Genomic DNA, 20,455 nt, shown 5'->3' on the forward strand with positions numbered 1-20,455 from the left:
CTTGATGCCGCATCCATCCTTGCGATTCATAAAACGCTTATAGCGTTTTGGAACGAAGTGAAATCCAGTTCGCGTGAAGAAAACACGCCAAATCAAAAACATAAGTCTTTCACCGTTTCCGGTGAAACGGTGAAAGACTTTAGCCGAGGAGAATCTCATGCGTGGCGTTGTTCGCTCCACCGTTTTTGCGGTCGCTGTTGCCGGTCTCACGCTGCCCGTCGCTGCTCTTTCGAGCGGTAACGTTTTCGCACAGGCCAAACGGGCACCTGCAGCGGCCGAGGCAGCGCCGCCCGCCGATGCGCCGATGAAGCAGATCGCGCTCACTGAGAAGCAGATCGAAGGTGTACTGGCGGCGCAGAAGGACATGGACGCGCTAGAGGACAAGCTGCCGGACAATCCGAATGCGAAACCGGATTCGAAGGCGGCGGCCGAGCTTGAGACGATTTCGAAGAAATCAGGCTTTGCCAGCTACGCCGAGTACAACAATGTGATGGATAATATTAGCCTCGTGCTCGCCGGCTTCGATCCGGCCACGAAGAAATACATTGGTGCCGAGGCGGTGCTGAAACAGCAGATTGCCACAGTGCAGGCCAACACCAAGATGCCGGCCAAGGAGAAGAAGCAGACGCTTGCTGACATGAATGCGGCGTTGAAGGCACCGGCGCCGGTGATCGAGAACAAGGGGAACATCGATCTCGTTGGCAAGTACTATGACAAGCTCATCGGGGCATTGTCCGAGGATGAGGACGATTGAGTCCGGACGGCCTGAGTTCGCTGCAAAGTGTGACGCACATTCGTATGGCGTCGGCGGATAAAGTCCACAACGATTCTGGAGTATGATCCAGATCCGCGGAGCGGCTCCCAATGAGACAAGCCCGGTTTGATCCGGCTTGATCAAACCGTTAACCTGAAATTTGGGTAATGCTGCGGAATCCGGCTCCGCTGAGCTGGGTGCGGTGGTCGACCGACGCGTTGTGTACGAGCATTCCGGCGTGGAACCTTTCCCTTTTCATTCCCTCTAAAAGAGGGTGAACTTGCCGGACTACCGCCGGTGTGAAACCGTGCGGCGGGAGAACGCGATTGTGTCTCGCGCATCCGGCGCCGCGCAACCATGGAGGGGCAGTCGATGGCCGAGGAGCAGGCTCAACCGAGTGGACCAGACCTGACGCAGGGCGTCGATCCCGGCGATTTCAGGGATGGAAAGCTGGTCGGCCATGTCGGTGACCAGGAGATTCTGTTGGTCCGCGAAGGTGCCGAGATTTTCGCGATCGATGCCCACTGCAGCCATTACCACGGACCGCTCGCTGAAGGACTCGTTGTCGACGGCACTGTCCGGTGTCCATGGCATCATGCCTGCTTCGACCTGCGCACTGGCGAGGCGACCTGTGCTCCCGCCTTCAACGCGCTCGACGTCTGGGAGGTCGAGCAGCGCGACGGCCGGGTTTTTGTTGGCAAGAAACGCGAGCGGCCGGCAGTCAAGGTCGCGAAGCCCGATCACCCAAAGAAAATCGTGATCATCGGTGGTGGCGCGGCGGGTTTTGCCGCCGCCGAGATGCTTCGCCGGCAAGACTACAAAGGCAGCATCGTGATGCTGAGCAGCGACGACGCGGCGCCGGTCGACCGGCCGAACCTGTCGAAAGATTATCTAGCCGGTTCAGCGCCCGAGGATTGGCTGCCGCTGCGCCCCGACGATTTCTACCAGCAGGCGGGCATCGATCTGCGACTGCGTACGACGGTTACCGCTATCGATCCGTCAGCGCGCCAGCTTTCGATCGATGGCGATGTCATCGGCTACGATCGGCTGTTGCTGGCGACCGGCGCCGAGCCGGTCAGGCTACCGATTGCGGGGGCAAACCTGCCGCACGTCCACACGTTGCGGTCGCTCAAAGATTGCCGTGCCATCATCGATGCGGCGAAATCGGCGAGCCGGGTCGTTGTCATTGGGGCGAGTTTCATCGGTCTTGAAGTCGCGGCCTCGTTGCGTGCCCGCGGAATCGAGGTTCATGTCGTTGCGCCTGAATCGCGTCCGATGGAGCGCATTCTCGGTGCGGAGATGGGCGATTTCGTCCGTTCGCTGCATGAAGAACACGGCGTCATCTTCCATCTGGAGGATACGGTCACGGCGATCGGCGAAAAGAAAGCCACGCTCAGGAGTGGTGACGTGCTGGAGGCCGATTTCGTTGTCTTTGGCGTCGGTGTGAAGCCGCGCCTGGAGCTTGCGGAGAAGGCGGGACTGAAGATCGACCGCGGCGTACTCGTCAACGAGTTCCTGGAAACAAGCGCTCCCGGCATCTATGCGGCCGGCGACATCGCGCGCTGGCCCGATTCGCGTTTCGGGGAGAACATCCGCGTCGAGCACTGGGTGGTAGCTCAGCGTCAGGGCCAGGTTGCCGCGCGCAACATGCTGGGACACAACGAAAAGTATGACGCTGTGCCGTTTTTCTGGAGCCAGCATTATGATGTGCCAATCAATTATCTCGGACATGCGTTAAAGTGGGATCAGATCGAGGTCGACGGAAACGTCGCTGATCGGGATTGCCTGCTGCGCTACAAACATCAGGGGCGCGTGCTGGCGGTATCCTCGATCTATCGGGACATTGAGCACCTCAAGGAGGAAGTGGCGATGGAGCGCGCCGTGGTCTCCTGAAGTTCGGCTGCGCGGTATAGGAGATGATCACCATTCCATTGCGCTGGCCGAAGTCGGCGTGATCGTGAGTTCTTGTGAGACGTAATCCCTTTGCTCATGAATACGCCAGTCTGCGACGGAGCGATCCGTGAGTGAACAGCTAGCTGATCGTAAATTCGCGCTGTTCGATTCCGCGATTGGAATTTGCGGTATCGTTTGGACGATGCGTGGCGTCGAAGCTGTGCAACTGCCGCTGCCGGATAAGGACAAAACCCGGATGCGCATTCTCCAGCGTTTCGGGAGCGTTGCAGAGGCAGTTCCGCCGGACGCTGTACAGGCTGCGATTGACGGCATGTATGCGTTGCTTGAAGGTAAGCCGGCCGATTTATCCAATGTGGTGCTCAATCTCGACGGCGTAGGCGAATTTGATCGCCGCGTTTATGACATCGCACGCACCATTCCTCCGGGCAGGACGATGACCTATGGCGATATCGCCAAACGTCTCGGCGGCGTTGAACTGTCGCGCGATGTCGGTCAGGCGCTCGGCCGTAATCCGTGTCCGATCGTGGTGCCGTGCCATCGCGTGCTTGCAGCCGGCGACAAACCGGGAGGCTTCTCGGCGAACGGCGGCGTTGCGACCAAGCTGAAAATGCTTACCATCGAGGGCGCGATCATCAATCACACGCCAGGCTTGTTCGATTGACCTGTTTCCCGCAATTGCCGCTCTGAGCGTTCTTGTTGCGGAAGACCTGGACCGGTTTGGCCTGACTGGACCGACCGGCGCATCACGCCGTCAGGCTGAGCCCGAGCGGTTCAGTCGTTTCCGATGCCTCATTGCCGCCGCCGTGGTAAGGTGCTGTTTATCTCGTTTCGAGTGGCGATGCGCGGGTTTGACCCGGATCAGGCGCCGCGTCTGAAGAAACACAGATCAAAATCATCACGCTTCTCATTCTGTCAGAAGCGGAAAGACTCCAAGGCCGGAATGGCTCCAGTAGCCCGGAGACACAGTTGAGCGGTGTTCCCTTCGATCCATCCAGTCAGGACGGCGACCAGCGTGAGTTGGCGGGACTTGAACTGACGCGAGCTCTGCAGCGCGCAAGGTGGGTGATCGCATGGGAAAGGGCATGGCCGCATGTTGCGCGGCTGCTTTGCGTCGGCGGGCTTTTTCTGGCGGTTTCCTGGGCTGGCGTTTGGCTTGTTCTACCAGTGATGGGACGCGCCGTTGCCCTTGCTGCATTTGTTCTGCTCGCCATTGCGGCGATGGCGCCTGCCATCAGGTTCCGCTGGCCCAGCCGCGAGGAAGGATTGGGCCGGCTCGACCGCAGTGCTGGCCTTCGCCATCGTCCCGTCACCGCGCTCGCCGACACGCTGACGACCCGGGATCCGGTCGCGCATGCTTTGTGGCAGGCACAGCGCGCGCGCACGTTGACGGCGATCAAGCGTCTTCGCGCCGGGTTGCCGTCGCCGAGGCTACCGCTGCACGACCGCTGGGCGCTGCGATCGCTGGTGATGGTGCTGATGGTCGCCACCTATATCGCGGCGGACGGCGAACGGACCGAGCGCGTGGCTGCTGCGTTCGACTGGAATGGAATGCTGACATCGACCAATGTCAGGGTCGATGCGTGGGTGGCTCCGCCGCCTTATACCGGCAAGCCCCCGATCATCCTGTCCAAGACCAACGCGGATGCAGCGTCCTTCGATGGCGGGCCGCTTCCGGTGCCTGCGGGCAGCACGCTGACCGTGCGTTCGAGCGGAGGCAACTTCGACGTCGCGCTCGGTGGCGGCGTGACTGAAAAGGCTAATGCCGACAAGCCCCCGGAAGGTACGAACGAGCGGCATTTCATCATTGCCGCGGATGGTACGGCTCGTGTGCGCGCCCCCGCGGGGCTACCGCAATGGACATTTAGCGCAATTGCCGATCGTGTCCCGGCCATATCGCTGGCCAAGCGGCCGGAGCGCCAGGCGCGCGGATCGTTGCTGATGTCCTATCGCCTGGAGGACGATTACGGCGTGACCGAAGCGCATGCGGAATTTTCGACCCGGCCCGGACCCGCTGCAAAGGACGGGGCGGTTGCGCGCCCATTGTTCGATCCGCCGCAATTCGCGCTGGTGTTGCCAAATGCCAGACCCCGCAGCGGAATCGGGCAGACGGTCAAGGATCTGAGCGAAAGTCCCTACGCCGGCGCCGAAGTGACCTTGACGCTGACCGCGCGCGACGATGCCGGAAACGAGGGGCGCAGCGAACCGCTCGACCTGCGCCTGCCGGAACGCGTGTTCACTAAACCGCTTGCGCGCGCGCTGATCGAGCAGCGCCGCATCCTGGCGCTGGACGCTAATCAGAATAAGCAGGTCCATACGGCACTCGATGCTCTCCTGATCGCCCCCGAGGTATTCACTCCCAAGGTGGGGGAGTATCTCGGTCTTTACAGCGTAACGAAGCAGCTCGAGGAAGCGCGCATCGATGCCCAGTTGCGTGAGGTCGTCGCCAGCCTCTGGGGGCTCGCCGTAAGCATCGAGGACGGCAATATCACCGACGTCGAGAAAGCGCTGCGTGCCGCGCAGGATGCACTGAAGGAAGCATTGGAGCGCGGCGCGAGCGATGAGGAGATCAAGAAGCTCACCGAGAATCTGCGCGCGGCGCTGGATAATTACCTGCGCCAGTTGGCCGAACAGATGCGCGACAATCCGGAGCAACTGGCGCGTCCGCTCGATCCCAACAGCAGGGTCATGCGCCCGCAGGACCTCGACAACATGATCGAGCGCATGGAGCGTCTGTCCCGCTCGGGCGACAAGGACGCCGCCAGGCAATTGCTCGATCAGTTGCAGCAGATGCTCGAGAATCTGCAAATGGCGCAGCCGGGCCAGGGTGAGGGAGGAGATCTGCAACAGTCGCTGAATGAACTCGGTGACATGATCCGAAAGCAGCAGCAGTTGCGCGACAAGACCTACAGGCAGGGTTTGGATTCGCGTCGCGATCACAGCCAAGAGCGCCACGACCAGAATGCCATGAGTGGCCTGCAGCGGGATCAGCAGGCCCTGCGTGACAGGCTTCAGACATTGCAGCAGGAACTTGCCAAACGCGGAATGGGGCCGAGCCAGCACGGCATGCAAGGGCAGTCGGCCGGGCCGGGTGACGATCTCGGTCAGGCCGATTCCGCAATGGGCCAGGCCGACGGCCGGCTTGGCGAAGGTCATGCCGATGGCGCCGTCGACGCGCAAGGCCGGGCCCTCGATGCGCTGCGCAAGGGCGCTCGAAGCCTTGCCGAAGCTTTGCAGCAGGGTGAAGACGGGCCGGATAGTCGAGCGGGCCGGCAGAACGGCGGTCAGACTGACCCGTTGGGGCGCCCGCTGCATGGCCGCGAGTTTGGCAACGATACGACAGTCAAAATTCCTGGCGAAATCGACGTGCAGCGAGTGCGCCGCATTCTTGAAGAGTTGCGCCGCCGCATCGCCGATCCGTCACGGCCGAAAATCGAACTCGATTACATCGAACGGTTGCTTAAGGATTACTGATCGTTCCGTCAGTCAGCGTGCTTAATGCCCCGGCGACGGCAGAGCGGATATCGGCCACCGAGAACGGCTTCGTAACGACGTCGTGCACAATAGCGTTGAGACCCGAGGCGCGCTCGCGCTGATCGGCGAAACCTGTCATCAGCAGGATGACCAGGTCAGGGAAATCGCGTGCGACGGCAAGAGCCAGCGCGATGCCGTCCATGATCGGCATCTTGATGTCAGTGAGCAGAAGGTCGAAAGCGCGCGCGTCACCGGTCAGAATATCCAGCGCTTCGGCGCCATCGGCCGCCGTCACTGTCTCGTGGCCGTCCATGGCGATGGCGCGGGCGACAAGCGAACGCATCGAGTCCTCGTCGTCAGCGATCAGAACCCGCGCCATGACTCAGGCTCCGTTCCCGGCCGCAAGGTCCTGCCGGTTAAAGAAGCGAACACCGATCCTGCGGCCTTCAGATGGCGGGGCCGCCAGCCGTGTCCGGAACCAGACGTTTTCGCCGGGCTTGAGCGCTGCCTGCTCGAGCACTGCGTTCCACGCGTAGATTTCGGTTTCATGCGCGTCACGGACACTGAAGCGCAGGCGCGGCAATTCGACCGGCTTGCGGCTTTGCGCGACGATCATGCCTTCGATCACCAGCACCGGCTTGCCGTCGACGATTTCGGTGGACGTCTTGACGTCCTTGAAGGCCAACCCGCGCAGGTTCACCTCCAGTCCGACCAGCCGATAGAACGTTGCGGTTTGCGGCAGCAGGCGCACGATCTCGACGCGCCAGATGACAAGAGCCAGCACCATCGCGGCCATCGCAACGCAGAAGGTGTTCAGAGTTATCACTGGCGGGCGAAGCGCGAATAAGGGCTTGAGCCGGTCGCGGAACCGCGAAGCAATGGAGAGCGGACGCTTGTCATCGCGCGCCGCATTGTCGTGGGGCGTATTGTCTTGTCGGGCCGCCGAAGTCCAGACACCGGCGAGATCCTGTGGCGGCCCCCCGACTTCGGGGGATTTCGGCAAATCGCTGGCGATCGACGGACTGTCGACGGATGGCATGTCGCCGGTCTTCGGAGGATCGGTCCATCCCGCCATCTCGTCCGCTCCCGCCATCGTGGGGATGCGAACGTTGGCGATATTGTCAGGCGCCGCCCGCCATGTTTTCTTGCAGCGCGAACAGCGGACGGTGCGGCCCGTTCCGCCGAAACTTGCGAGATCGACCGCATAGGATGTCGTGCAGTGTGGGCATACAATGTGCATGGACGAATCGCCAGAAGTGACTGCCGGAAGTCTACGCGCTGACCGTTAACGAATCGGAAACCATAACCGACGCACAAGGGGACGAGGGTGAGCTTTGTTCCAGAGGCCACAGATGTGGTTGGGGCCGCGCCGGCGTCAGCCTCCCTCGACCGAACGTTCGTGTGGTGATGATCCATTTTCTTCATTCAGCAAGGTGATCAAGGGACCTTTCGGTCCAACCACACCAGGATCATTGAGTTGTTGCATGGAGGGCGAACTTCGGAAACCGGCACATTAGTGCCCTTTCGAGTTCCAGGTTCGCGAAAGGAAACGCTGGAATATTGCGAACTTGGAAATCGGGACACAAGGCTTGATCCGGTTCGAAAATGTCGGCTTGCGTTACGGGCTCGGCCCGGAGATTTTGCGCGACCTCAGCTTTAATCTTCCCGCCCGTTCCTTTCAGTTCCTCACCGGCCCGTCGGGTGCCGGTAAATCCTCCCTGCTGCGGCTGCTTTTTCTGTCGCTGCGGCCGACGAGGGGTCTTGTCAACCTGTTCGGTCAGGACGTCTCGCTGCTGAGCAAGGATGCGATCGCCGACTTGCGCAAGCGTATCGGGATCGTGTGGCAGGACTTTCGCCTGCTCGACCACATGACAACTTACGAAAACGTCGCATTGCCATTCCGGGTTATGGGCCGCGATGAGTCGACCTACCGCCGCGAAGTCATCGATCTTCTGAAGTGGGTGGGTCTTGGCGAGCGCATGGATGCGCTGCCGCCGGTCCTGTCCGGAGGGGAGAAGCAGCGCGCGGCGATCGCTCGCGCGGTGATAGCGCGACCGCAGCTTCTGCTGGCAGACGAGCCGACCGGCAACGTCGATCCGACACTTGGGCAACGTTTGCTGCGGCTGTTCATCGAGTTGAACAAGTCCGGCACGGCGGTCATCATTGCCACCCACGATATCGCTCTGATGGATCAGTACGACGCGCGGCGGCTGGTGCTGCATAAGGGACGGCTGCACATCTATGAGTAAGGGAGGGGACGGACACGATGTGCTGATGGATCTCGGGCGCGAACGCCCGCAGGTGCCGGTCCGCGCACGCAATATGTCGCCGATCGTGCCGCGTGCATCGATCGCGGGCCGCGCCCTGGTGGCCGTGGTCGCCATCATGACGTTTCTGGCGTCGATCACGACCGGGGCGGTACTTCTAATCAACGCTTCGGCTGCGGAATGGCAGTCGGAGGTCGCGAGCGAAATCACCATCCAGGTGCGTCCCGTCGCCGGTCGCGACCTCGAGCGCGATGTAACCGCGGTCGCCGCCGCGGCTCGGGAGCATCCGGGAATCCTCGATGTCCGGCCGTACACCAAGGAGGAGTCGGGCAAGCTGCTGGAGCCTTGGCTCGGCAGCGGTCTGTCGCTCGACGATCTGCCGATACCGCGCATGATTGTGGCGCGCGCCGCGCCGGGGACCAGGCTCGATCTGGAAGGGCTTCGTAGCCGCGTGACGCAACTGGCGCCCTCGACCAGCGTGGACGACCATCGCGCCTGGATCGACCGGATGCGATCGATGACCAACGCGACCGTGTTCGCCGGAATCGGGGTTCTCGCGCTGGTCATTATTGCGACCATTATCTCGGTATCGTTCGCGACCCGGGGGGCCATGGCGGCCAATCGTCCGATCGTCGAGGTGCTGCATTTCGTCGGGGCCAGCGACCGCTACATCGCCAATCACTTTCTGCGTCATTTCCTGCGGCTCGGGCTGAGGGGCGGCGTGATCGGTTGCGTCGCCGCGATGCTGATGTTCGGGTTCTCCGAATCGATCGCCAATTGGTTTTCCGGAACGCCGGTGGGAGATCAGTTTGCGGCGCTTCTGGGCACGTTCTCGCTGCGCCCGTCCGGCTATCTCGTGCTGGCTGGCCAGACGGTCCTGATTGCGGCGGTCACCGCCTGGGCTTCCCGCCGCACATTGTTCGCGACGCTTGATGAGATCGATTGAGCAGTCGCTCAGGGCCAGCGCGACATTCCGGCGCGGTCGAATTCCACTTCGCCCCAAAACGCACTAAAGTCGAGGGGACCAGGACATCGAACGGATGAGTGAACAAACCCGCCATGACAAACCGGAAGCCTCGGGTCGGGTGCCGGCGCGGCGGCGCCGCACGTTGCTCGCGGCCGCGGTTGCCGCCGTTGGGATTGCCTTTGTCGGGGCAGGGGTGGGCTTCGTCGGATTTCTGTCGCAACTGCGAGGGGTGGAGACAAAGCCTGCCGGTAACGCGGACGGCATTGTCGTGCTCACCGGCGGCTCGTCGCGGATTTCCGATGCCGTCGAGTTGCTGGCCGGCGGCTACGGCAAGCGGCTGCTGATTTCGGGTGTTCATCCGACCAACGGGGTCAGCGATATTTCACGCTCGTTGCCGGACAACCAGCGACTGCTGACATGCTGCGTCGATCTCGATCGCTCCGCGGTTAACACCCGGAGCAACGCAAGCGAGACGCGGCGCTGGGTGGACGAGCAGGGATTCCGTTCGCTAATTGTGGTGACGTCGAATTATCATATGCCTCGCGCCATCGTCGAACTGTCGCACGCGATGCCGAACGTCACCTTGATTCCGTTCGCGGTCATCGGCGACAAGTGGCGCGAAGAGCCATGGTGGACCAGCGCCGCTACCCTGCGGCTCTTGTTATCGGAATATGTCAAATACATCGCTGCGGAGGCGCGGGTTCGTCTGGCCCATCTTGGCCTCGAACTTCCCCCCGAAAACGGCGATTAGCCGACCGGGGCGTTCGACCACGCCGTCCGGCTTCGGGCTTTTGCAATTAGACTACGCGCCAATTAACACCACGGAATTGGATGCTTGATGATTTCGATCTTTGTGCGCTCGCTGGTCTTCAACGTTTTGTTCTATTTGACGATGGCAGTCTGGATCGTTGTCGCGCTGCCGACATTCGTGATGCCGCGCGCGGTGTTGGTCAGGATGGCGAAGGCTTGGGGACGCTGGAATATCTGGCTGATGCGCGTCATCTGCGGCACGCGCGTCAAAATCCTCGGTACCGGGAGGATTCCAAAGGGCCCCCTGATCTTCGCCTCGAAACATCAGTCGATGTGGGAGACCTTTGCCCTCTTTAGTCTCATTGATCAGCCGGTCGTCATCCTCAAGCGCGAGCTGACATGGATTCCGTTCTTTGGCTGGTATCTGATGAAGACGGGCATGATCGGCATCGACCGCAAAGCCGGCATACGCTCGCTTAAGATGCTGATCCGGATGACGCGGGAGGAGATGCGTCTCGGGCGCCAGCTCGTCATCTTCCCGGAAGGCACGCGACGTCCGATCGGAGCCCCGCCAGCCTACAAGAGCGGCGTCGCCATGATCTATGCCGAAGGCGATGTGCCGTGTGTTCCGGTGGCCCTCAACTCCGGTCTGTGCTGGCCCCGCCGGACGTTCCTGCGTTATCCGGGAACGATTACGGTTGAATTCCTCGAACCGCTGCCACCAGGACTGCGGCGCGATGAATTCATGTCGCGGTTGATGGCGTCGATCGAAGGGTCGACCGCTTCTCTGGTCGAGATGGGACTGCGTGAGCAGGGGCGGTTGTTGGGTCGGGCGGCGGAGGATTAGAGCATGATCTCGAAACGCCAAGAGTCCTATTCAAAACTGCTTGCATCGCCCCTACCTGGGCAACCGCGCATCATTGTGCAGCAGTTCTGCCAGCTGATGAAGTTTAGGGTCGCGAAAGCCCTGTGACTCGATCGACTTCACGGTCGACAAGACATAGTCCCGATTGTGTCCGGATCGGCCGTGCCCCTGGCGGACATAATGGACCTGTTCCGCCAGCGTCAGCCGTCCGGCATACTGGACATGTCCGCGATCGACCACGTAAGCGAGCGCGCTGACCCGCCGGCGCGCGTCGTCCTCGAGCCAGACGGAGCGCGTCACCTCCCGATAGACGTGGGTGGTCTGCTCGCGGTCCCGCAAATACGCAATTGTGGTCTCGCGCCGGTTGGCTGCAACGCGGAATGCAATGCCCCGGCAAGCTCCCCCCCGGTCGAGCCCGAGAACCAGCCCCGGTCTCTCCGGCGTCCCGCGATGGTCGAACGAATAGACGCAGAGCGCCCGGTGCTCGCCGATCAGCCGCGCTGGAATCTGCTCGGCAAAATCGAATCCCGGTCGCCACATCAGCGAACCATAGGCAAATACCCAGAGATCGCTGTCGGACCTACCAATAGCCGGGTCAACTCGTTCCTGCACACTCATCCACGCTCCAACCAGAGCGTATCCCGCAAATTGGATACCGAATACGCACAAGCTATTATAATTGAGAGCATTTTCTTAGGGCTAGCCGGGATTTACCCGGCCAACAGATGCTTTAACAGAGCCGCACCGCCAGGCGAAGCGGAACGAAAGGGGCTGGTTTTGCCGAGGTTGCGCGACTATGGTCGGAGACCCCCGCCACCTGACAAATTCACGAGCCAGCCTCCCGCATGAACGCTGCCAACGCCTCTCGCAAGCACCGTCTTTGGCCCGTCTTCGTCATGCCCGTGCTGGTGGTCATCGCCGCCGCGGCTTGGAGTGGGTTCTGGTTTTATGCCGCCTCCCAGGTCGATCAGACGGTCGATGCCTGGCGTGCGCGCGAGGCCGCGTCCGGGCGCAGCTATGATTGCGCCAAGCGGACTGTCGCCGGATTCCCCTTCCGTCTTGAGGTTCACTGCAAGGACGCGACCGTCGAGCTAAAGTCGCAAACGGCCGATCAGGCGGCGATAGCGCCACTGACTGCGCGCCTCGGGGATATCCTGGTGGTCGCGCAGATCTATACTCCGAAACTGCTGATCGCAGAGTTCAAAGCCCCGGCAACGCTATCCCAACATGGACAGCCGGTGATGGTCGTCAACTGGAGCATCGCGCGCAGCAGCATTGTCGGATTGCCAGGTACTCCGCAGAGCGCGGATATCGTTTTCCAAGATCCAGTGATCGACCGTGTCGCAGCCTCGGTACAGACCCCGCTTGTGCGCGCCAAGCAAGTCGAGCTTCACGGCCGCATCGCGGAGAACTCCAGACCAGATCATCCGGCGATCGAGACCGTCCTTGAATTGACCGGGGCGACCATTCAGGACGTTCATCCGGTGCTGACTGCGCCATTCGATGCTGATATCCGTGCGATCGTACACGGGCTGAAGGATTTAACGCCGAAACCCTGGCCGGTGCGGTTTCGCGAATTGCAGGCGGCGGACGGCCGCATCGAGATCAAGCAGTCGCGTATCCAGCAAGGCGATCTGATCGCGATAGCCGCAGGCTCGCTAGGGCTTACCGCCGATGGGCACCTCGACGGCGAGTTACACATGACAGCAACCGGTTTCGAGAAGGTGATTCCGGCGCTCGGAATCGAGAAAATGCTGGAGCAGGGCGTGCCGCAGGATACTCTCGATAAGGTCGCGCCTGGCGTGAAGACAAAGGATATCGACAATCTGTTCGGTGCGCTGGACCGGGCGATTCCGGGGTTGGGCAAGGCCGTGCGCGAGAACGCCAATGTCGGTGTCGTGGCGGGCCTCGCTACGATCGGTCAGGAGGCAACGCTGGAAGGCAAAAAGGCGCGCTCTTTCCCGTTGCGGTTCGTTAACGGCGCAGTCTTCATCGGGCCGCTGAAGGTCGCTCAGACGCCGCCGCTGTTCTGATCCAGTGCTGATATCTGCTTCGGCGGTCATGCGCGTGCTTGACCCGCGCACCCATCATTTCTCGTAAAAGGATGGATTGCCGGATCGAGTCCGGCAATGCCCCTATGGCTTCTTTGCACCCGTCTGCAGCCGCCCGAAATCGGGAGCCGCGGAATCCTGGCCGATCTCGACGATGCCGCGGCGGATCGCGCGGGTGCGGGTGAAGTGCTCAAAAAGCGCTTCGCCATCGCCACGGCGCATGGCGCGCGTCAGCTTGGAGAGATCTTCGTTGAAGGTGCCGAGCATTTCCAGCACCGCATCCTTGTTGGCCAGAAATACGTCGCGCCACATGGTGGGGTCGGAGGCGGCGATGCGCGTGAAGTCGCGAAAGCCGCCGGCGGAAAATTTCATCACTTCGGAGGATGTGACCTCGCCGAGTTCGTCCGCGGTGCCAACAATGGTGTAAGCGATCAGGTGCGGCAGATGGCTGGTGATCGCCAGCACCAAATCATGATGCTGAGGGGTCATGATCTCGACCCTGGCGCCGATCGCGGTCCAGAACGCGCGCAACTTGTCGACGGCGGCGATATCCGTTTTGTCCGGCGGCGTCAGTATGCACCAGCGATTGATAAACAGTTCGGCGAAGCCGGAATCCGGACCCGAGTGCTCAGTGCCGGCCACCGGATGTGCTGGCACGAAATGCACGCTGGTGGGCAGATATGGGGTCATCTCGCGGACGACGGCGCCTTTCACCGATCCCACGTCGGAGACAATGGCGTCCGGCCGGAGGTGAGATGCGATCTCTTGCGCCACCGCGCCGCACGCCCCGACCGGAATACAGAGGATCACGAGGTCGGCGTCGCTTGCGGCTTCGGCGTTGGTGTCCACCACGCGATCGACAATGCCGAGCTCCGTCACCCGCGCACGCGTCTTCGCGGAGCGTGCGGTGACGACGATTTCGCCGGCGAGGCCTTGCGCGCGCGCGGCGCGCGCGATCGAGCCGCCAATCAGGCCGAATCCGATCAGCGCGATCCGCCGGAATAAGGGTGGTGCGGTCATGCCTGCGCCATGAAGTCGCGCAAGCCGTCCGCCACCAGCCGGTTGGCTTCCTCGGTGCCGATGGTCATGCGCAAGGCATTCGGCAGGCCGTAATTGTCGAGCGCACGAAGCACGAGGCCGCGTTTGGTCAGAAACACGTCGGCCTCAGACGCCGTCTTGCCCTTGGTGTCCGGGAAGTGGATCAGGATGAAGTTCGTCACGCTGGGCGTGACCTTGAGGCCGAGCTTTGTCACTTCGTCCGTTAGCCAGTTGCGCCACTCTTCCGTGTGAACCTTCGACATCTGAACGTGCGCGGTGTCCTCGATCGCGGCCACGGCCGCAAGCATTGCCGGCGTCGAGACATTGAAGGGGCCGCGGATCCGGTTCACGGCATCGACGATATGCGCCGGGCCGAACATCCAGCCGATCCGCAGCGAGGCCAAGCCGTGGATCTTGGAGAAGGTGTGGGTCAGCACGGTATTTTCCGTCGTCGCCACCAGCTCGATGCCGAATTCGTAGTCGTTGCGCGACACATAATCCGAATAGGCACCGTCGAGCACCAGTAGCACGTGCGATGGCAGGCCCGCGCGCAACCGCCTGATCTCGTCGAACGGCAGGTAGGTGCCGGTCGGATTGTTTGGATTAGCGAGCCAGACCATCTTGGTCTTCGGCGTGACCCGCTTGAGGATCGCGTCGATGTCTGCGGTGTACTCGGTCTCGGGTGCGACGACGTTTGTCGCGCCGTTTGCCAAGGTCGCAATCGGGTACACCAGAAAGCCGTGCGTGGTCGAAATCGCTTCGTCGCCGTGGCCGAGAAAGGTATGCGCCAGCAGGTTGAGAATCTCGTCCGATCCCGCGCCACAGATAATGCGGTCCGGGTCCAGCCCGTAGGCGCGCCCGATGGCTGCGCGCAACACGCGCGAGGTGCCTTCCGGATAGCCTTCGAGGTGAGCCACGGCATCGCGATAAGCGTCCATCGCCTTTGGCGAAGGGCCGAACGGCGTTTCATTGGCCGACAGCTTGAACACTTTGCGGCCCGCCTCCGGTACCGGACTCTTGCCGGGCGTGTAGGGCGCAATATCGAGAATGCCGGGGTTAGGCACCGGTCGGGACATCATTTGCTCCGGACTAGAGCCTTTCGCTTCTGATGGAATCAGAAGCGGGCTCTAAGATTTTGATTTGACGCGTTTTCTTCACGCGAACTGGTATCCGCTTCGCTGGAAAACGCTGTAGCGGGACGTTACGGACGAGCCGCCCTGCTGGAAGGCATCGTATAGCGCGTTGCGTGACTGCCGACGAGGGCCATTGAACGGACCGACGCGCCGGCTTCGATCAGCGCCAATTTGATGGTGTCGAGGCTGGTGCCGCCCGTGATGGACACCAGCAGCGCGGCGCCGTCGAAGGCGCCATCGGGCACTGCAACGATCTCGGCGAGCGGCGACAGTGTGCGGGCGGTATTGGCATTCCAGCCGGAGACGCGCACGCTCCAGGTCTCCACCTCCGTGACCCGCGCATCGTCGGCGACTCGTGAGATCACGAACACCGGCAGCGCGGCCGGGTGATCGGCGCGCTCGATGAAGGGCAGGCGAGCGATGATCTTTGGCGCGCCGTCGGTTTCCAGTGCAAGCCACCATGGCGCGCGGCTCGAGGTCGCCGAGACGAGTGCGAGGTCGCCTTTCGCATTCGCCACGGCTTCCACAGCGGCTTGCGCATTGAAGTGCGGCACGAAGGGGATGGTGAAGCCAAAATGGAAGCGCGCGGAATCCCGCATCGCGGATTCGCCGAGCGAGAGATCGGCGTGCAGCGAGAAGGGCGCCTGAACGTAGGTGAAGGTTGCGATGATGACGCGCCAGATGCTTTCGACGGTGTCGAGCGGCAGGATGCCGCGATGGCGCTGCGCCAGACGCCGCATCATGTCAGCCTCGCGCGCCGGCCGGAATGCCGAGCCGACCTCCTGGGTCTGCTTCACCGATATCAGGCGGTCAATGATGTCGCCGCGCTGCATCAGCAGGTTGTGAACCTGCTCGTCGATGGCGTCGATCTCTTTGCGTAAGTCTTGCAGAGATGGAGGCGCGGGGGAGATTTTCGTCATGGATGCAACCTGTCGGCCGCGGGAAGGAGCGTCGGCCGCGGTCCGGTTCTAACATTCGCATCCCGTTTCAGCGAGCCTTCTTGCGAATGTTGGAAGCGACCATAGAGCCACGCTTCTTACAGAGTCAGAAACGTGGCTCTACGGTTTGATGTGATGCGTTTTCTTTACGCGAACCGGTATTCACTTCGCTCGAAAATGCTCTGGCCCCGGTCGTGATCGTGGGCCGGCAGCAAGCAGCCGATCTGCTTGTCTTGACGAAAAGCATGCAGCGGACTATTTTTCGTCCGTTCCGTGGTCATTTGAGCCGGCCGGCTTGCAGCCACGTTAAACAACTCGCTAAACAGGCCGGGGACAGCGAAATCCTGATCCCGGCCGAACCCAAGTTCGGGCCGGGTTTTTTATGGCCTGCGGTCCGGTGGTTTCCCGAAGCCCCGGCGGGGGCAGTGCAGGATGGCAAACGTGCAATCGATACCGGGGCCGGCTCAAGCCGAGTATCGAGCCCAGGAAGCAGATCATCCCACGTCGCAGGTCGAGATCTTCGGAAGCGACCAACCGCTTCCGCTCGATTGCGGCATCGATCTCGCGCCGTTCCAGATTGCCTATCAGACCTATGGTAAACTCAATACTGCAAAATCCAATGCCATCCTGGTTTGCCATGCCCTCACCGGGGACCAGCATGTGGCTAACCTTCATCCGCTCACCGGAAAACCAGGCTGGTGGGTGACCCTGGTGGGACCCGGCAAACCGCTCGACACCGAGAAGTATTTCATTATCTGCTCCAACGTGATCGGGGGTTGTATGGGCTCGACGGGTCCCGCCTCGATTAATCCCGCGACCGGCAAGGTGTGGGGCCTGGACTTCCCGGTCATCACCATCCCTGACATGGTGCGCGCGCAGGCCATGCTGATCGACCGCCTCGAAATCGACACGCTGTTTTCGGTGGTCGGTGGCTCCATGGGCGGCATGCAGGTGCTGCAGTGGTGTGCGGCCTATCCGAAGCGCGTGTTCTCAGCGCTGCCGATCGCCTGCAGCACGCGTCACTCCGCGCAGAACATTGCGTTTCACGAATTGGGACGGCAAGCGGTAATGGCTGATCCCGACTGGCGCGACGGCCGCTATGTCGAGCAGGGCACCCATCCCCACCGGGGCCTGGGCGTGGCGCGGATGGCCGCACACATTACTTATCTGTCGGACGCGGCGCTGCATCGCAAGTTCGGACGGCGGATGCAAGATCGCGAGCTGCCGACATTTTCGTTCGACGCGGATTTCCAGGTCGAAAGCTATCTGCGTCACCAGGGATCGTCATTCGTTGAGCGCTTTGATGCCAACAGCTATCTCTATCTCACGCGAGCGATGGACTATTTCGATGTGGCGGCCGATCATGACGGCGTGTTGGCCGCCGCGTTTCGCGATACCCACACCCGGTTCTGCGTGGTCTCGTTCACCAGCGACTGGTTGTTTCCGACCTCCGAATCGCGGGCGACCGTGCATGCCCTCAATGCCGGCGGTGCGCGGGTCTCGTTCGCGGAGATCGAGACCGATCGCGGCCATGATGCCTTCCTGCTCGACGTTCCCGAGTTCTTCGATATCGCGCGTGCGTTCCTGGAATCTGCGGGAAAGACCCGCGGCGTGGCCGATGCAGGGCAATGAGATGAGTGTGGAGCAGCCGGCCCTGCCGTTAGATGAGGTCGCTCCGCGGGCGGGCGACCGTTATCGCAGTGATCATCTCCTGTTGGCGGAGATGATCAAGCCAGGTTCAAAGGTTCTGGACGTCGGTTGTGGCGACGGCGATCTTTTGCAACTGCTCGAGACGCGGGGCATCGATGGCCGCGGCATCGAGCTGTCGCGGGAGGGCGTCAATCGTTGCGTGGCCAAGGGTCTTGCAGTGGTGCAGGGTGACGCCGATACCGACCTTATCAACTATCCCGACGATGCCTTCGACTACGTCATCCTGTCGCAGACCTTGCAGGCCACACGGCAGCCGAAAACAGTGCTGGAAAATCTGCTACGGATCGGCCGGCATGGCGTCGTTTCGTTTCCGAATTTCGGCTACTGGAAGATGCGTGTTCAGCTTCTGATCGGCGGCCACATGCCGCGCACGGACAACCTGCCGGCCACATGGTACGACACCCCGAATATCCATTTCTGTACCATCAAGGATTTCGTCCAGCTCTGCGACGAGATCAATGTCAAGATCGAGCGTGCGGTCGCGCTCAATCTTTACGGCCGGCCGCTGCGGTTCAACGCGCCCTGGTGGTTTTGGAATATGTTCGGGGAGCAGGGAGTGTTTCTGCTAAGCCGGGCGGAGAAGATCGCTCAGGCTTCAACAAAGGACGAGTAAAGGTACTTTTCGTCCACTCCGCTCAAAATTTGGGTCGATCGCGTTCGTGATGATGGATCGATCGAGCTCCTGAATGGATCGAGTTCCACGCGCTCCAGGGCTCGAGGAACCGGTTTGCGGCGCAACGTGGCCAGTACCCGGCGTCTTAATAAATGGGCTTGGTAACTTACGCCTATCGCAAAATACCTTTTTAAAACATCAATTTGGAAAAACACCGCACTCTACGAAAGGCGTATTGCACCGCAGATATGCGCTACGCGCAATGCAGGTATGACTTCAAAAAGCCTGCCCCCCGTGATTTTAAGGCCCGCGTTTTCTCGGCACGACATAAGAGCGGAGTTCACCGTGACGCGTGTGGGGAAGTGGGAGGTGTCACAGGGGAGCAAGTATGTTCCAGTTAGTTGCGTTGCGCTGGTTGCCGCGTATTTTGGCACTGGCGGTGTGTTTCTTGGCCGTGGTCGCTTTTGCGATACCGGCCTCGGCTAGACCTTACTATCGTGCGGGACATTACGCGCACGTTCACTATAAACACCATCATCACGTTCACCGGCATTATCGTCATCACAGATACCGCTACACGCGGCGATTTCATGCGCGTGAGTGGAGGGACGCCAACGCCGCCTTGACTCCGGGGACGGGATTTTCAGGCGGAGGCTTGGTCTCGAATGTTGTTGCGGAAGCCCGGCGCTACATCGGAGGTAACCCCACCGGTCGTAGCCGGCTCTGGTGCGCGCGGTTCATGAACATGGTTCTGAAGCGCGCTGGACACCAGGGGACGGGCTCCGACATGGCGCGTTCATTCGCGCATTACGGGCGGCGAGTTTCCGGCCCACAGGTCGGCGCCATCGCCGTCATGGGCCGACGCGGCGGCGGCCATGTCGGCGTCGTCAGCGGTATCGATCGGCGTGGTAATCCGATCATCGTCTCGGGCAATCACGGCCATCGCGTCGCGGAGTCGGTCTATCCCCGCGGCCGCATCTACGCCTACGTCGTACCGAACTGAGGCATATGATGCCGTTTCGCCCTCTCCTGCAAAGGAGAGGGTTTCGCAGTGAGCGAGGACCGGCGGGGGCACGTTTCGACGGGCTCCCGCGCTCCGCACGGACGTCGTCCCTGCGGCCTCTCCTGCGGCGGAGCAGGAGTGGAAGGAAGAACCGCGGTCTCTCGTTTACGCGGGCGATTCCGAAAGCGTTTCGACTTTATCGTCGATCCTGATCGTGCCGCCGGTGACGACTTCCGCATAAACCCCACAATCGCAATGCCCCAGCGTTCGCATCAGCGTGCGCGGAATGTCGAGATCGCGTGCCGCGGTCTCCGGGTCGACGTTGGTGGCGGTGCATCGGACGATGCGCTTGACCACCTTGAGCCGGATGTCGCCGATCGCGAGTGTGCGCTCCAGCAAGTCGAGTTCGCTCCAGGCCGGCCAGCATCGGACGTACAGGTTGGCGCGGAAGCGTAGCGGGTGAACCGGCTGCCCCACCATTTTTTCGATCGCGGCGACACTCTCGAGATTGATGATCGAAACCACTTTCCTTGCGACGTCCGAAAAGCTGTGTCCGTTGCCGACGAGAACCTGGGGCGGTCCCCTCAGTTCCTGCGAGAAGTTGGCGGCGAAGAACCGTTCGACCGCGGCGCGGCCCTCGGCTGTTCCGAGGTCGGCGCGCACCGCCTCCTCGCCGCCAGTCCGGATTGTCAAAACTCGGCTGGTGTCGTCATAACGGCTGTGGAGCGTAGCGAGCCGCTCGTCGCGCATCAGCATCAAAAACCTGGATTTTGGGAGGTACCGAGGCACGGCAGGGTCGAATCCGGTCGGACCGTTCTCGATCGCATAGCTGCGGTCGCCAGAAACGGTCTCGCCGGGGGTAAGCATCGCGTGTTGCAAAGGTTCGGCGGACAGACCTTTGACGGGATAGCGGTAAAGGGCGCTAACGGCTGCATTGGAAATTTCGGACATGGTGTTCTTTAAAAGATTCCTGCGAGCCTT

19 protein-coding genes and 1 riboswitch are annotated in these 20,455 nt (G+C 61.5%); of the genes, 12 read left to right on the forward strand and 7 right to left on the reverse strand.

Annotation, left to right across the window (positions count from 1 at the left end; all coding sequences use genetic code 11):
- Window positions 1–157: 157 nt before the first annotated feature.
- From GGQ85_RS04290 to GGQ85_RS04305, 4 genes are all read left to right on the forward strand, one after another.
- Window positions 158–754 carry a hypothetical protein gene (locus GGQ85_RS04290; RefSeq protein ID WP_309773491.1) on the forward strand — a complete coding sequence of 199 codons (597 nt, stop codon included), beginning with the start codon at window positions 158–160 and terminating at the stop codon, window positions 752–754.
- Window positions 755–1,126: 372 nt separating this feature from the next.
- The gene (locus GGQ85_RS04295; RefSeq protein WP_309773492.1) at window positions 1,127–2,647 is read left to right on the forward strand and encodes an FAD-dependent oxidoreductase; all 1,521 of its coding nucleotides are present in this window, start codon (window positions 1,127–1,129) and stop codon (window positions 2,645–2,647) included.
- A gap of 127 nt (window positions 2,648–2,774) precedes the next feature.
- Window positions 2,775–3,329: a methylated-DNA--[protein]-cysteine S-methyltransferase gene (locus GGQ85_RS04300; RefSeq protein ID WP_309773493.1), complete on the forward strand. Its 555-nt coding sequence runs from the start codon at window positions 2,775–2,777 to the stop codon at window positions 3,327–3,329.
- Between the two features lie 305 nt (window positions 3,330–3,634).
- Window positions 3,635–6,139, forward strand: a complete 2,505-nt coding sequence (locus GGQ85_RS04305; protein ID WP_309773494.1) for a TIGR02302 family protein — start codon at window positions 3,635–3,637, stop codon at window positions 6,137–6,139.
- Here GGQ85_RS04305 and GGQ85_RS04310 read toward each other — a convergent pair.
- Both GGQ85_RS04310 and GGQ85_RS04315 read right to left on the reverse strand, forming a co-directional pair.
- A complete protein-coding gene (locus tag GGQ85_RS04310) occupies window positions 6,126–6,518 on the reverse strand; it encodes a response regulator (protein WP_079445723.1) in 393 nt (130 codons plus the stop codon). The genes GGQ85_RS04305 and GGQ85_RS04310 overlap by 14 nt on opposite strands.
- A gap of 3 nt (window positions 6,519–6,521) precedes the next feature.
- A complete protein-coding gene (locus tag GGQ85_RS04315; protein WP_309773495.1) occupies window positions 6,522–7,379 on the reverse strand; it encodes an MJ0042-type zinc finger domain-containing protein in 858 nt (285 codons plus the stop codon).
- Between the two features lie 349 nt (window positions 7,380–7,728).
- On the opposite strand from GGQ85_RS04315, the gene ftsE reads away from it, so the two are divergent.
- The 4 genes from ftsE (at window position 7,729) to GGQ85_RS04335 (ending at window position 10,970) form a co-directional block, all read left to right on the forward strand.
- On the forward strand, window positions 7,729–8,388 hold the full coding sequence (gene ftsE / locus GGQ85_RS04320) for a cell division ATP-binding protein FtsE (protein WP_309773496.1): 660 nt from the start codon (window positions 7,729–7,731) through the stop codon (window positions 8,386–8,388).
- A complete protein-coding gene (locus GGQ85_RS04325; RefSeq protein ID WP_309773497.1) occupies window positions 8,381–9,352 on the forward strand; it encodes a cell division protein FtsX in 972 nt (323 codons plus the stop codon). The genes ftsE and GGQ85_RS04325 overlap by 8 nt, the downstream gene beginning before the upstream one ends.
- A 94-nt stretch (window positions 9,353–9,446) precedes the next feature.
- A complete protein-coding gene (locus GGQ85_RS04330) occupies window positions 9,447–10,124 on the forward strand; it encodes a YdcF family protein (RefSeq protein ID WP_079445727.1) in 678 nt (225 codons plus the stop codon).
- An 87-nt stretch (window positions 10,125–10,211) separates the two neighbouring features.
- Window positions 10,212–10,970 carry a lysophospholipid acyltransferase family protein gene (locus tag GGQ85_RS04335; protein WP_309773498.1) on the forward strand — a complete coding sequence of 253 codons (759 nt, stop codon included), beginning with the start codon at window positions 10,212–10,214 and terminating at the stop codon, window positions 10,968–10,970.
- A 51-nt stretch (window positions 10,971–11,021) separates the two neighbouring features.
- Here the strand turns inward: GGQ85_RS04335 and GGQ85_RS04340 are convergent, their stop codons facing one another.
- On the reverse strand, window positions 11,022–11,606 hold the full coding sequence (locus GGQ85_RS04340) for a gamma-glutamylcyclotransferase (protein WP_309773499.1): 585 nt from the start codon (window positions 11,604–11,606) through the stop codon (window positions 11,022–11,024).
- 227 nt (window positions 11,607–11,833) lie between these two features.
- On the opposite strand from GGQ85_RS04340, the gene GGQ85_RS04345 reads away from it, so the two are divergent.
- Window positions 11,834–13,021 carry a DUF2125 domain-containing protein gene (locus GGQ85_RS04345; protein WP_309773500.1) on the forward strand — a complete coding sequence of 396 codons (1,188 nt, stop codon included), beginning with the start codon at window positions 11,834–11,836 and terminating at the stop codon, window positions 13,019–13,021.
- A gap of 102 nt (window positions 13,022–13,123) precedes the next feature.
- Here GGQ85_RS04345 and GGQ85_RS04350 read toward each other — a convergent pair whose 3' ends face one another.
- From GGQ85_RS04350 to GGQ85_RS04360, 3 genes are all read right to left on the reverse strand, one after another.
- Window positions 13,124–14,059: a prephenate/arogenate dehydrogenase family protein gene (locus GGQ85_RS04350; protein ID WP_309773502.1), complete on the reverse strand. Its 936-nt coding sequence runs from the start codon at window positions 14,057–14,059 to the stop codon at window positions 13,124–13,126.
- Complete coding sequence (locus tag GGQ85_RS04355) at window positions 14,056–15,153, reverse strand: pyridoxal phosphate-dependent aminotransferase (protein ID WP_309773503.1); 1,098 nt, start codon at window positions 15,151–15,153, stop codon at window positions 14,056–14,058. The genes GGQ85_RS04350 and GGQ85_RS04355 overlap by 4 nt, the downstream gene beginning before the upstream one ends.
- A gap of 125 nt (window positions 15,154–15,278) precedes the next feature.
- Window positions 15,279–16,130 carry a chorismate mutase gene (locus tag GGQ85_RS04360; RefSeq protein ID WP_309773504.1) on the reverse strand — a complete coding sequence of 284 codons (852 nt, stop codon included), beginning with the start codon at window positions 16,128–16,130 and terminating at the stop codon, window positions 15,279–15,281.
- A gap of 281 nt (window positions 16,131–16,411) precedes the next feature.
- Window positions 16,412–16,491: riboswitch (SAM riboswitch) on the forward strand.
- Between the two features lie 89 nt (window positions 16,492–16,580).
- On the opposite strand from GGQ85_RS04360, the gene metX reads away from it, so the two are divergent.
- From metX to GGQ85_RS04375, 3 genes are all read left to right on the forward strand, one after another.
- On the forward strand, window positions 16,581–17,780 hold the full coding sequence (metX, locus tag GGQ85_RS04365; RefSeq protein WP_309773505.1) for a homoserine O-acetyltransferase MetX: 1,200 nt from the start codon (window positions 16,581–16,583) through the stop codon (window positions 17,778–17,780).
- Window position 17,781: 1 nt separating this feature from the next.
- On the forward strand, window positions 17,782–18,471 hold the full coding sequence (metW, locus tag GGQ85_RS04370) for a methionine biosynthesis protein MetW (RefSeq protein ID WP_309773647.1): 690 nt from the start codon (window positions 17,782–17,784) through the stop codon (window positions 18,469–18,471).
- A 388-nt stretch (window positions 18,472–18,859) separates the two neighbouring features.
- The gene (locus GGQ85_RS04375; RefSeq protein ID WP_079445734.1) at window positions 18,860–19,474 is read left to right on the forward strand and encodes a TIGR02594 family protein; all 615 of its coding nucleotides are present in this window, start codon (window positions 18,860–18,862) and stop codon (window positions 19,472–19,474) included.
- A 165-nt stretch (window positions 19,475–19,639) separates the two neighbouring features.
- Here GGQ85_RS04375 and GGQ85_RS04380 read toward each other — a convergent pair whose 3' ends face one another.
- A complete protein-coding gene (locus tag GGQ85_RS04380; RefSeq protein ID WP_309773648.1) occupies window positions 19,640–20,425 on the reverse strand; it encodes an MOSC domain-containing protein in 786 nt (261 codons plus the stop codon).
- Window positions 20,426–20,455: the final 30 nt, after the last annotated feature.

Origin of the sequence: Nitrobacter vulgaris (assembly GCF_031453995.1) — a bacterium.
In the GTDB taxonomy this organism is placed as follows: domain Bacteria; phylum Pseudomonadota; class Alphaproteobacteria; order Rhizobiales; family Xanthobacteraceae; genus Nitrobacter; species Nitrobacter vulgaris.

What these genes read in the sequence shown, in the direction of transcription:
- GGQ85_RS04290 (WP_309773491.1), top strand. Translation starts at nt 158, where the DNA reads ATGCGTGGCGTTGTTCGCTCCACCGTTTTTGCGGTCGCTGTTGCCGGT.
- GGQ85_RS04295 (WP_309773492.1), top strand. Translation starts at nt 1,127, where the DNA reads ATGGCCGAGGAGCAGGCTCAACCGAGTGGACCAGACCTGACGCAGGGC.
- GGQ85_RS04310 (WP_079445723.1), bottom strand. Translation starts at nt 6,518, where the DNA reads ATGGCGCGGGTTCTGATCGCTGACGACGAGGACTCGATGCGTTCGCTT.
- GGQ85_RS04315 (WP_309773495.1), bottom strand. Translation starts at nt 7,379, where the DNA reads ATGCACATTGTATGCCCACACTGCACGACATCCTATGCGGTCGATCTC.
- GGQ85_RS04325 (WP_309773497.1), top strand. Translation starts at nt 8,381, where the DNA reads ATGAGTAAGGGAGGGGACGGACACGATGTGCTGATGGATCTCGGGCGC.
- GGQ85_RS04330 (WP_079445727.1), top strand. Translation starts at nt 9,447, where the DNA reads ATGAGTGAACAAACCCGCCATGACAAACCGGAAGCCTCGGGTCGGGTG.
- GGQ85_RS04335 (WP_309773498.1), top strand. Translation starts at nt 10,212, where the DNA reads ATGATTTCGATCTTTGTGCGCTCGCTGGTCTTCAACGTTTTGTTCTAT.
- GGQ85_RS04340 (WP_309773499.1), bottom strand. Translation starts at nt 11,606, where the DNA reads ATGAGTGTGCAGGAACGAGTTGACCCGGCTATTGGTAGGTCCGACAGC.
- GGQ85_RS04345 (WP_309773500.1), top strand. Translation starts at nt 11,834, where the DNA reads ATGAACGCTGCCAACGCCTCTCGCAAGCACCGTCTTTGGCCCGTCTTC.
- GGQ85_RS04350 (WP_309773502.1), bottom strand. Translation starts at nt 14,059, where the DNA reads ATGACCGCACCACCCTTATTCCGGCGGATCGCGCTGATCGGATTCGGC.
- GGQ85_RS04355 (WP_309773503.1), bottom strand. Translation starts at nt 15,153, where the DNA reads ATGTCCCGACCGGTGCCTAACCCCGGCATTCTCGATATTGCGCCCTAC.
- GGQ85_RS04360 (WP_309773504.1), bottom strand. Translation starts at nt 16,130, where the DNA reads ATGACGAAAATCTCCCCCGCGCCTCCATCTCTGCAAGACTTACGCAAA.
- metX (WP_309773505.1), top strand. Translation starts at nt 16,581, where the DNA reads ATGGCAAACGTGCAATCGATACCGGGGCCGGCTCAAGCCGAGTATCGA.
- metW (WP_309773647.1), top strand. Translation starts at nt 17,782, where the DNA reads ATGAGTGTGGAGCAGCCGGCCCTGCCGTTAGATGAGGTCGCTCCGCGG.
- GGQ85_RS04375 (WP_079445734.1), top strand. Translation starts at nt 18,860, where the DNA reads ATGTTCCAGTTAGTTGCGTTGCGCTGGTTGCCGCGTATTTTGGCACTG.
- GGQ85_RS04380 (WP_309773648.1), bottom strand. Translation starts at nt 20,425, where the DNA reads ATGTCCGAAATTTCCAATGCAGCCGTTAGCGCCCTTTACCGCTATCCC.